This is a genomic window from Burkholderiales bacterium, assembly GCA_013695435.1.
Taxonomy (GTDB): domain Bacteria; phylum Pseudomonadota; class Gammaproteobacteria; order Burkholderiales; family JACMKV01; genus JACMKV01.
In genome coordinates, this window is the sequence record JACDAM010000119.1 from 1 (window position 1) to 10,609 (window position 10,609).

8 protein-coding genes are annotated in these 10,609 nt (G+C 60.8%); 4 read left to right on the forward strand and 4 right to left on the reverse strand.

Annotated elements, in window-relative coordinates; all coding sequences use genetic code 11:
• From H0V78_06315 to H0V78_06325, 3 genes are all read left to right on the forward strand, one after another.
• A partial coding sequence (locus tag H0V78_06315) for a hypothetical protein (GenBank protein ID MBA2351394.1) occupies positions 1-189 on the forward strand: 189 nt, incomplete at its 5' end.
• A 299-nt stretch (positions 190-488) separates the two neighbouring features.
• Complete coding sequence (locus H0V78_06320; protein ID MBA2351395.1) at positions 489-1,112, forward strand: alpha/beta fold hydrolase; 624 nt, start codon at positions 489-491, stop codon at positions 1,110-1,112.
• Between the two features lie 94 nt (positions 1,113-1,206).
• Positions 1,207-2,253, forward strand: a complete 1,047-nt coding sequence (locus H0V78_06325; protein MBA2351396.1) for an aminopeptidase — start codon at positions 1,207-1,209, stop codon at positions 2,251-2,253.
• Here H0V78_06325 and H0V78_06330 read toward each other — a convergent pair.
• Complete coding sequence (locus H0V78_06330; protein MBA2351397.1) at positions 2,250-3,539, reverse strand: MFS transporter; 1,290 nt, start codon at positions 3,537-3,539, stop codon at positions 2,250-2,252. The two genes, H0V78_06325 and H0V78_06330, sit on opposite strands and share 4 nt — an antisense overlap.
• Positions 3,540-3,647: 108 nt before the next feature.
• On the opposite strand from H0V78_06330, the gene H0V78_06335 reads away from it, so the two are divergent.
• Positions 3,648-4,283, forward strand: a complete 636-nt coding sequence (locus H0V78_06335; GenBank protein ID MBA2351398.1) for a YbhB/YbcL family Raf kinase inhibitor-like protein — start codon at positions 3,648-3,650, stop codon at positions 4,281-4,283.
• A 353-nt stretch (positions 4,284-4,636) separates the two neighbouring features.
• Here H0V78_06335 and H0V78_06340 read toward each other — a convergent pair whose 3' ends face one another.
• From H0V78_06340 to H0V78_06350, 3 genes are all read right to left on the reverse strand, one after another.
• Positions 4,637-4,795 carry a hypothetical protein gene (locus H0V78_06340; protein ID MBA2351399.1) on the reverse strand — a complete coding sequence of 53 codons (159 nt, stop codon included), beginning with the start codon at positions 4,793-4,795 and terminating at the stop codon, positions 4,637-4,639.
• A gap of 49 nt (positions 4,796-4,844) precedes the next feature.
• Positions 4,845-6,482 carry a response regulator gene (locus tag H0V78_06345; GenBank protein MBA2351400.1) on the reverse strand — a complete coding sequence of 546 codons (1,638 nt, stop codon included), beginning with the start codon at positions 6,480-6,482 and terminating at the stop codon, positions 4,845-4,847.
• A 139-nt stretch (positions 6,483-6,621) separates the two neighbouring features.
• On the reverse strand, positions 6,622-10,609 hold a 3,988-nt coding region (locus H0V78_06350), incomplete at its 5' end, for a response regulator (GenBank protein ID MBA2351401.1).

Here is a 10,609-nt window from a genome sequence, read left to right on the forward strand (position 1 = left end):
GGCTCGGCGCAAGCCGCGCATGAATCGAGCTGGATTTTCCCGAACTTCGCCATCACCGATGGCACGACGGCGCCGGCCGAATCCGTAGCGCAGAAAAGCAAGGCGCCGAAAGACAGGATGATGGTCAAGGCTCCGATTCATCGACCTGAATCGTGGACGCGCTCGCTGTTGTCCGATGGGGACGCTTGATCGTTTGTCCGTTCGAAGCAACATGTCGCCCGGTTATTGAGCCGGGCGACATGGAGGCGTTCAAGACCGGGCGCTAGCGTTGTGTTTCAAATGCCATAAATTTCCGTCCGGCCCCCGATTGAAGCATTCGAGGGCAAGCTCTGAGCCTGTCGAAGGGCCACCTGCCGTCGTTCATGGTTCGACGGGCTCACCACGAACGGTGCAAAAATAAACAAGTTATTGGTGGACAGCATTAGCGGCATGGCGGCGTGGCGCAGCCACATCGGTTAGAATTTCCAGACTTTTTTGAGTCTGGGATCATGGCGGAGCAAGCGAGCGTAGTGCTGGTGCACGGCTTGTGGATGAAGGGCATCACGCTGGCCCTGCAGCGTTGGCGTATCGCGCGCTGCGGTTTCGATGCCCGTCTGTTTTCGTATGCGTCGATGCGCGACACGCTGCAGGAAAATGCCGCGCAGCTCGCTCAGTTCGTTTCGTCGCTGCCGGCGCCAACGATACATCTGGTCGGACACAGTATGGGCGGCTTGGTCATACTCGATATGCTGAACGGCACAACGCCTGATCCGCGCATCGGCCGCGTTGTGCTGCTCGGCACGCCTTGCGCTGGTTGTCATGCGTCGCGCCGGCTCGACTCATTCCGGTTCGGCAAAAGGATTCTGGGGCGCTGCATGCCAACCGAGCCGCAGATATGGAGCGCAGGCGAAAACGAGGTCGGCGTGCTGTCCGGTACGAGCAGCTTCGGTCTCGGCCGCATAATCCGCGACGTGCCGCAGCCGAACGACGGCGTGGTTGCGGTGGCCGAAACGCTGATGCCGGGCATGCGCGATCAGTTGTCTCTGAGCGTCGCCCATTCGCAAATGCTGATTTCGGCGGAAGTCGCAAAACAGGTGTGCGCTTTCCTGCAGCGCGGGCGCTTCTTGCACTGAACCGCGGACCCGTTTAGAGTTTTCCGATTCCTCTTTTCCGTTCAGCTTATCAGTGCGTTTGATCCTAAAGAAATTTTCTGTCAGGCGTCTTGCCATCGCAGCAGGCACAGCGCTCGTTCTGGTCATCGCCGGGTGCGTCAATCTTGGCTACTATTTTCAGTCGGTCGGCGGCCAGTGGCAGCTGTGGAGCCGCGAGCAGCCGATCGCCCGCCTGCTCGACGATCCGAACATCGCGCCGCCGCTGAAGCAGAAGCTGCAGGCGGTGGTCGAGATACGCGACTTCGCCAGCGACGAACTCGGGCTGCCGGACAACGGCAGTTATCGTTATTACGCCGATCTCGAACGTCCGTTCGTGGTGTGGAATGTTTTCGCAACGCCGGAATTGTCGATCAAGCCGATCGAATGGTGTTTTCCGGTCGCCGGCTGCGTCAATTATCGCGGCTACTTTTCGAAAGATGCCGCCGAACAGTTTGCCGCCGAGTTGCGTCAGAAAGGCTACGATGTTTTTGTCGCCGGCGTTCCTGCCTATTCGACCCTGGGCTGGCTGAACGACCCGGTGCTGAACACGTTCATCAATCACCCGGTTCCCGAAATCGCGCGGCTGCTGTTCCACGAGCTCGCGCACCAGGTCGTCTATGTGCCGGGCGACACGACGTTCAACGAGTCGTTCGCGGTAGCCGTCGAACAGGAGGGCTTGCGTCGCTGGTTCGCCGAGCGCGGCACGGCAGCGCAAAGCGCCGAGCATGAACGCCTGCAGGACAAGAAAAAGGATTTTGTCGCCCTGATCCTCAAGTATCGCGGTTTGCTCGAGGAAATTTTCGCATCGCAAAAATCGCCAGCCGAGCAGCGCGCGGCCAAAGCTCACGCCCTCGATGCGCTGCAAGACGAGTATCAGCAACTGAAAAATTCTTGGGGCGGATTCAAGGGTTACGACCGCTGGTTCGCGCAACGGCCTGGCAACGCGCAACTGGTATCAGTCGCGACTTACACGCAGCTCGTTCCGGCGTTCCAGCGGCTGCTGGCGAACGAGCGCGGCGACCTCGAAGATTTTTATGCCGCGGTGAAAAATATCGGCGCGCTGGGACCGGAAGCCCGCCTTGCCCGTTTGAACATTGAAACGCGCGCCAGCCTGGGGCCCTAATCGGCGCGCGGCATGACCGGTTTCGATTCAGGAGTCATCGTTCCGGGGATTGACGGCGAGCGCGCGGGCCAGATCAGCCATATGAAGGCGATCGTTTGCAGTGTCAGTGTCAGGCCGAAAGCGGCATGGTAGGCGACTAATGGATAACCGCCGTCGGCGGGCCACAAGTCCAGAATGGCGCCCAATGCCCACTGCAGCGCAAAAGCCGCGACAAAGACCAGCAGGTTCATGGCGGTGTTCAGGCGGCCGGCCAGGGATGGCGCAAATTCCTGCGCCAGCACCGCGTAGGAGAGCGAGGCAGTCGTGCCGAAGAATCCGAAGGCGATCCACAGGGGCACCGTCGCGCCGCTGTAGCCTGCGGTCAGCGCGACCTGAACCAGCAGAAAAAACAGCAGGCCGATTTTCGCCACCACGATCGGCTTGACGCCGCTGCGGCTGAGCCGCGTCGCCAGCGCGCCCACGCTGTAATAACCGCAAATCATGGCGATCGCCGTCAGCGATAAATGATGCGCGGCGTCGGCACGCGTAAGGCCGGCGACATCGGTCAGCCACGGCCCTGACCAGAGACCGTGGATCGACAGAAAAATGGCCTGGGTCAAGGCAAGCGGGCTGACGCGCCAAAAGCGCCGGCTTGCGAAAATGCCGCCCAGCCCCTGCACCTGTGACCGCCAGGTCTCTTGCGCGTGTGTCTCCGCCCGCTCCGGCACAACGAGCCAGGTCATTGCCGCGATCAGCAGCGTCGCGCCGCTCAAAGAGATGAACACCCAGCGCCAGCCCACGAAGTGCAAAGCCGTTTCGACCGGCGCCGTTGCGCATAGAGCGCCGAGTCCGCCGGCGGAAAGGACGATGCCGTTGACCATCGCCAGGCGCTCGCGTGGAAACCAGGACGTGAAAGCCTTGAAGCTCGCCATGAGGCACGCCGATACACCGAGACCGATCAGCGCGCGCCCCGCGATCAATCCTTCCCGCCCGCTGCTGAACGCGAACACCAGCGCACCAGTGGTCGCCATCAGTAGCAGAAGCGCCTGCACGCGGCGCGCTCCGTACCGATCGAGCAGCAGCCCAAGCGGAATCTGGAACAACGCAAAGCTCAAAAAATAGACGCTGGTCAGAAGGCCGAGATCATTGGCGTCGAGGGCGAAAGCCTGACCGAGTTCGGGTGCGATGACCGCGTTGATCGTGCGATAAACGTAGGAAATGAAGTAGCCGGCGGCGAACGGCGCGACGATGCGCCACCACGTGCCGGCCGGCAACTTAGCCGCCGTTGCTGCGGTCAATGTTGGCATGCAGGGATGCGGTTCGGCTTGCTGCGTCAAACACTTTACCTTCCCTTTGAAAGGGAGGAAGGGCTCGCAAATTCTTCATCACTCACGAACAAACCATAAGGAACAAAAATGAAACTCACCAGCTCCTCGTTTTCGGACATGCAGAAAATTCCCGACGATTACGCCTTTTGCGTTGCGCACCCACGCGAATACGCCGCCAACTCGAACAACATCAATCCGGATCTGGCCTGGTCCGATCTGCCGGCGGCAACGAAATCACTCGCACTGATTTGCCATGATCCGGATGTGCCGAGTAAACCCGACGACGTGAACAAGGAAGGGCGCACGATCCCGGCCAATTTGCCGCGCATCAATTTCTACCACTGGCTGCTGGTCGATTTGCCGGCCGATGCGGCGTCGATCAAGCGCGGCGAGTTCTCCACCGGCGTCACGCCGCGCGGCAAAAGCGGCCCGCGCGGCCCGCGCGGAGCGCGTCAGGGATTGAACACTTACACGGAATGGTTTGCGGGCGATCAGGATATGGAAGGCAACTATTTCGGCTACGACGGGCCATGTCCGCCGTCGAACGACAGCATCGTCCATCATTATATCTTCACGCTGTACGCGCTCGATGTCGAAAAATGCGGCGTCAGCGGAGATTTCACCGCGGATGATTTACGCAAAGCGATCGCAGGACACGTGCTCGGCGAAGCGAAGCTCACCGGGCTCTACAGCCTGAATCGACAGCCTGAAGATTTGATGTAAGCGACTCAGGGTGCCGTTGTTATTTTGAGGTCGCCGTCGCATTGTGGCGAAGGAGGACAGTTTCGCTCTTCCGAAAACGAGCCTGATTTTCCCCTTCCCCCTTGACGGGGAAGGCTGCGCCGACACGTTAGCCGTAGGCCCGCTTGCGGTAGGGCGTCGCGACACGTTACTGCAAAGCAGCCACTTGCGGCAGCGACGCCTCCGAATCCGGCTCCGCCCCAAAGCTTTCGCCCGCCGTGATCCGGGTTCGGCCAAGGCGCGCTCCCCGCAGACGGCCGCTTCGCGGTAACGTGTCCGCGCGCCGGGATGGGGGTGGCGGCGGCCGCCAAGATCGGGATTCCACACGGCTCCGCTTACTTCCCCACCCAACCCTCCCCAGCAAGCGGGGAGGGAGCGATGCTCCAAGCGCGCGCTTCGTCGCGATACATCAGCAGCAGCTCGAGCTGGGCGACCCAGCCGATGCGCTTGACGAGAAAATCAGAGGAATCTTTCGGGAGGTTTTCGCGCGTCATGCCGACTCAGTTGCGGCGGCGGGACATTCGGCCGATTCGTTTCGGCCGATCACCGGGACACGATCGACAGCGAGGCGCCCGAAACGGCAGGGTCGCCCGCGCTCGCGAGCACACCGTCCGCGCCGGCGATCGCAGCCGGCAGCACGACTTCGATCAGCGTGCCGCCGCCGGACGGCGCGGCGATGGCGATCCTGCCGCCCAGCCGCCGAACGCGCTCGCGCATGCCGGTCAGGCCATGCGACATCGGTTTATGCGCGTCATTGGCGGCGATGCCGATGCCGTTGTCATGCACTTCGAGCGCGATGCCGTCATCGCCCGAACGCAGCACGATGCGGACTTCGCTCGCCTGCGCGTGCCGGGTAATGTTGGTCAGCGCTTCCTGCAAAATGCGGAACAGCGAAATCGAACGCATCTCATCGAGCTTCGCCTGCTCGTCGAACAGTTCGAGTTTGCAGGCGATGCCGTTGCGCTTGGAAAATTCCTGCGACTGCCAGCTGATGGCCGCGGCTATGCCGACGTCATCGAGCAGGGTGGGCCGCAAATCCTGCATGATGCCGCGCGTGGTTTTCACCGCCGAGTCGATCAATCCCCGGACTGCCTGCAGCTTGTCGGCGAATGGCTGCCCGCTGTTGTTCATGCGCTTTTGCAGCCATGAGACATCCAGCGCGAGCGCGGTCAGGATGCTGCCGAGCTCGTCGTGCAGTTCGCGCGCGAGACCGGCCTTTTCCTCCTCGCGAACGTTTTCCAGGTGCGCCGACAAAGCCGACAGGTCGGCCGTGCGCGCTTCGACCAGCTCTTCGAGATGCTCGCTGTGCCCGGCGAGCGCCGCTTCGATTTCCTTTTGGCGCGTGATGTCTACCATCACACCGCGCACTTGCGCATGACCGTCCTGCGCTCCGTTGTCGCCGTCGCCGCCGTGTTTGGCATAAACATGATCGCGCAACCACAGTTCGCGGCCGTCCGCCGCCGTCACCCGGTATTCGAGCGCATGCGTGCCGCCTTCTCGGTAGGCGCGCTCATAAGCCGCGCGCGTCGCCGTCGCATCGTCGTGGTGAATGATGCACGTGCGAAAGTCCGGCTCAGCCAGCCAGCGCCCCACAGAATAGCCGAGCATGGATTCGGCGCGCTGGCTGACGAAAGAAAAACGGTTTTGATCGGCCCGCGCCTCCCAGACGATCGCGTCCAGACCTTGCACCAGATCGTAGAAACGCTGCCCGGAAGCGCGCGCCTCGGCCCGTAACGCTTCCTTCTGACGATTCAGTTCGGCGGTTTTTCGGTACAGCTCGACGAAAACCGACACTTTGGATTTGAGCACATCGGGCACGATGGGCTTCAGGATGTAATCGACTGCGCCGACTTCGTAGCCGCGCGATACCGAACTCACGTCCTCATAAACGCCGGTGACGAAAATGATCGGCGTTTGCCGCGAACGGGTGCGGCCGCGTATCAGCTTCGCGGTTTCGAAGCCATCCAGCGCCGGCATGCGCACATCGAGCAGAATCACGGCGAAATCGCACTTCAGCACTGCGCGCAAAGCCTCGTCCCCGGAGCCCGCGAGCACCAGATTGCGATCCGGCGCCTCGAGTAACTGCTGCAATGCCAGCAGATTACGCGGCTCGTCGTCGACGAGAAGGATGTCGGTTTTGGGGGTGTCGGCCATCGCCGGGCTAAACCGAGCGGCTATCATCGTTTTTCTTCATAGACTCCACGCCAAAAAATCCCTAGTCAGAAAAAACCTTAGGTCAGGGTGCCAAAGGCTCCCTGACGATATCGGCAGCACAATCTTTGTCAGGGAGCTTGCGCGCCCCTGACCTACGCTACCCGATTCAGCGGGTGAGGCACACCCGCAGCAACGACAGCAACTGCTCGATATTGACCGGCTTGGCGATGTAGTCGGAGGCGCCGGCTTCGATGCATTTTTCGCGGTCGCCCTTCATCGCTTTCGCGGTCAGCGCGATCATCGGCAGATCCTTGAATTCATCGACCTGCCGAATCACGCGCATGGTGTCGTAGCCATCCATCTCCGGCATCATCACGTCCATCAGCACGACCTCGATATCCGGCGTGGTTTCCAGCAACTCTATACCGTCCTTGCCGTTTTCGGCGTAGACCACTGTCATACCGTGCTGCTCGAGAACCGAAGTCAGCGCGAAGATATTGCGGATGTCATCATCGACCACCAGCACTTTCTTGCCGGCAAGCTCGGCCGGCAGACGTTGCGCGCTCTCAATCAATTCACGCTTCTCGCCGGAAAAGGCGTTGATCGCACGATGCAGCAGCAGCGCCGTCTCGTTCAACAGCACGTCAGGCGATCCGGCGCGGCGGACGACGATCCGCGGCGCGAGTTTATCGAGCCTCGCCTGCTCGCGCTTGCCGAACGCGTTTTTCGCGTAAACGACCATCGGCACGTTCGCCGAGCGCTGAGTCGCGCTGATTTTTTCGGCCAGATCGACGGCCGACATGTCGCTGAATTTGCGATCGGCAATGACGCAATCGAACGTCCCCGCGGCGAGCGCGGCCAAAGCGTCCTTGCCGCTTCGGACCATCACGGCGCGCAAGTCTTCGCTGCCGAGCAGCGCGGTGATTTCATCGCCTCGCACGTGATCGCCTTCGACGATCAGCAGATTGCGCAGGGCGCGCTCGATGAAGTCATGCATGCCGGTCAGCGCCTGTATCAGCGCTTCCTTGTCCGCCGGCTTCTCGAGATAACCGAACGCGCCCATGCGCAACGCGCGCTCGATATGGTTGCCGCCCGAGATCAGATACAGCGGAATATGGCGCGTATCCGGATCGTGCTTCAACAGATCGAACAGCGCCCAGCCATCCATATCGGGCAGCTTCAAATCAATCGTGATCGCATCCGGAGCGATTTTTTTCGCGAGCACGAGCGCGGTATTGGCGCGCAGCGCAATCACGCCCTTGAAACCCGCCCGATGCGCGACTTCGAGCACGGTGCTCGCAAACGGCCCGTAATCCTCGACGATCAGCAGCACGCGATCGCCGGGCTGGATGGTTTCCCGGTCGTCTTCGATCTCGCTTTGCCGCACCAGCGACAGATCCGGCGCCGAAATAGGCATCGCCGGCTCACCGGAAATCGACGGCAGATGTATCGTCTCGTGCTGCATTTTCTGGCTGACTGCCATGATCGCGCCTTCCTTGTAAGAGATTGGCAGATACAGCGTAAAACGGCTGCCTTTACCGGGCGCGCTGGCGACGCGAATTTCGCCGCCGAGCAGACGCGCCAGCTCGCGCGAGATCGACAGACCGAGGCCGGTTCCGCCGTACCTGCGGCTGGTCGTGCCGTCGGCCTGCTGGAACGCTTCGAAGATGATTTTCTGCTTGTTGACCGGAATGCCGATGCCGGTATCCGAAACGCAGAACGCGACGACCATCTCGGCGTTATCGAGATAGCTGTGGCCAGTGCTCCATCCCGAACTCGCCGCTTCGATACGCAGCGATACCCGGCCTTTCTCGGTGAACTTGACGGCGTTCGACAGCAGGTTTTTCAGTATCTGCTGCAGGCGCTTGGCGTCGGTCTGTATGGTCGCCGGCAGATCGCGATCTACATCGATGACAAAGTCGAGGTTCTTGTCCTGCGCGACCTGGCTGAACGAGCGCTCGACGTAATCGCGCATCTCGCCAAAACTTTCCTGGCCGATATGCACAGACACGGTTCCGGATTCGATCTTCGACAGATCGAGAATGTCGTTGATCAGGCTCAAAAGATCGGTGCCCGATGCCGAAATCGTCCTGGCGAATTCGATCTGCTTCGGCGTCAGATTGTTACCCTGGTTATCGGACAGCAGGCGCGCGAGGATCAAGAGGCTGTTCAGCGGTGTGCGCAACTCGTGCGACATGTTGGCGAGGAATTCCGACTTGTAGCGCGAAGACAGCGCCAATTGCTCGGCTTTTTCTTCGAGCGCGACCTTGGCCTGCTCGACTTCCCTGTTCTTGAATTCGACCTGCGCTTTCTGCTCGGACAACAGGCGCGCTTTTTCCTGCAATTCGTCGTTGGTCGCCTGCAGTTCTTCCTGCTGCTTCTTGAGCAGCGTTTCCGACTGCTGCAGGTTGACCGCCTGCTGCTCGAGGCGGTCGTTGGTCATTTTCAGTTCGCCCTGCTGGCTTTGCAGTTCGATGGTCAGCGATTGCGATTGCTTGAGCAGATCTTCCGTCCGCATGTTGGCGACGATGGTATTCAGCACAATACCGATGCTTTCCGTCAACTGATCGAGGAACAGCTTGTGCGTTTCGGAAAACTGATTGAACGAAGCCAGCTCGATCACGGCTTTGACATTGCCTTCGAACAACACCGGCAGCACGATGATGTTGAGCGGAGCGGCGGCACCAAGGCCGGAACTGACGTGCACGTAATCGCCCGGCACATCCCTCAGCAGAATGCGCTGCTTTTCGTAGGCGCACTGGCCGACCAGACCTTCACCGATCAGAAAACTGGCCGGCGCGTTCTTGCGTTTTTTGTAGGCGTAGCTGGCGAGCAGTTCGAGCCTGGTTTCGTCGTCGCGCACCGTGGTGTAAACGACGCCGTGCTGGGCGCCGACCAGCGGCGCCAGTTCCGACAGAATCAGTTTGGAAACGGTGACGAGATCGCGCTGGCCCTGCAGCATGCGCGTGAATTTGGCGAGGTTGGTTTTCAGCCAGTCCTGCTCGGTGTTCTTGAGCGTGGTGTCCTTGAGGTTGCGGATCATCTCGTTGATGTTGTCTTTCAACGCTGCCACCTCGCCCTGCGCCTGCACCATGATCGAACGCGTCAGATCGCCCTTAGTCACGGCTGTCGCGACGTCTGCGATGGAACGCACCTGCGTCGTCAGGTTGGCGGCGAGCTGATTCACGTTGTCGGTCAGATCGCGCCACAAACCGGCGGCGCCGGGAACGCGCGCCTGGCCGCCCAGCTTGCCTTCGTAGCCGACCTCGCGCGCGACGTTGGTCACCTGATCGGCGAACGTCGCCAGCGTTTCGATCATGCCGTTGATTGTTTCGGCGAGCGCCGCGATTTCGCCTTTGACGTCCACCGTCAGCTTGCGCTTCAGATCGCCATTGGCGACCGCCGTCACAACGCTGGCGATACCGCGCACCTGATTGGTGAGGTTGGCCGCCATCGAATTCACGTTGTCGGTCAAATCTTTCCACGTCCCCGCGACACCGGGCACCTGCGCCTGCCCGCCCAACTTGCCTTCCGTGCCGACCTCGCGCGCGACGCGCGAAACTTCCGCCGCAAACGAGTTCAATTGATCGACCATGGTATTGATGGTCGACTTGAGTTCGAGAATTTCACCCTTGACGTCGACCGTGATCTTCTTCGACAAGTCGCCTTTTGCCACGGCTGTCGTCACCTCGGCGATGTTGCGCACCTGGCCGGTCAAATTGCCGGCCATCGCGTTCACGTTGTCGGTCAGGTCTTTCCAGGTTCCGGCCACACCCGGAACCTGCGCCTGACCGCCGAGCTTGCCTTCGGTGCCGACTTCGCGCGCCACGCGCGAGACTTCGGATGCGAACGAATTGAGCTGATCGACCATGGTGTTGACAGTGTTTTTTAGCTCGAGGATTTCGCCTTTCACGTCGACTGTGATTTTCTTCGACAAGTCGCCATAGGCGACCGCCTTGGTAACATCGGCAATGTTGCGGACCTGGCCGGTCAGGTTGCCGGCCATGAAGTTCACGTTGTCGGTCAAATCCTTCCAAGTGCCCGCAACGCCCTGCACATCGGCCTGGCCGCCGAGGCGCCCCTCCGTGCCGACCTCGCGCGCGACGCGCGTAACTTCCGATGCGAACGACCGCATCTGGTCGACCATGGTGTTG

Coding starts and splice junctions, on each gene's coding strand:
- H0V78_06320 (MBA2351395.1), top strand. CDS start 489: ATGGCGGAGCAAGCGAGCGTAGTGCTGGTGCACGGCTTGTGGATGAAG.
- H0V78_06330 (MBA2351397.1), bottom strand. CDS start 3,539: ATGCCAACATTGACCGCAGCAACGGCGGCTAAGTTGCCGGCCGGCACG.
- H0V78_06335 (MBA2351398.1), top strand. CDS start 3,648: ATGAAACTCACCAGCTCCTCGTTTTCGGACATGCAGAAAATTCCCGAC.
- H0V78_06340 (MBA2351399.1), bottom strand. CDS start 4,795: ATGACGCGCGAAAACCTCCCGAAAGATTCCTCTGATTTTCTCGTCAAG.
- H0V78_06345 (MBA2351400.1), bottom strand. CDS start 6,482: ATGATAGCCGCTCGGTTTAGCCCGGCGATGGCCGACACCCCCAAAACC.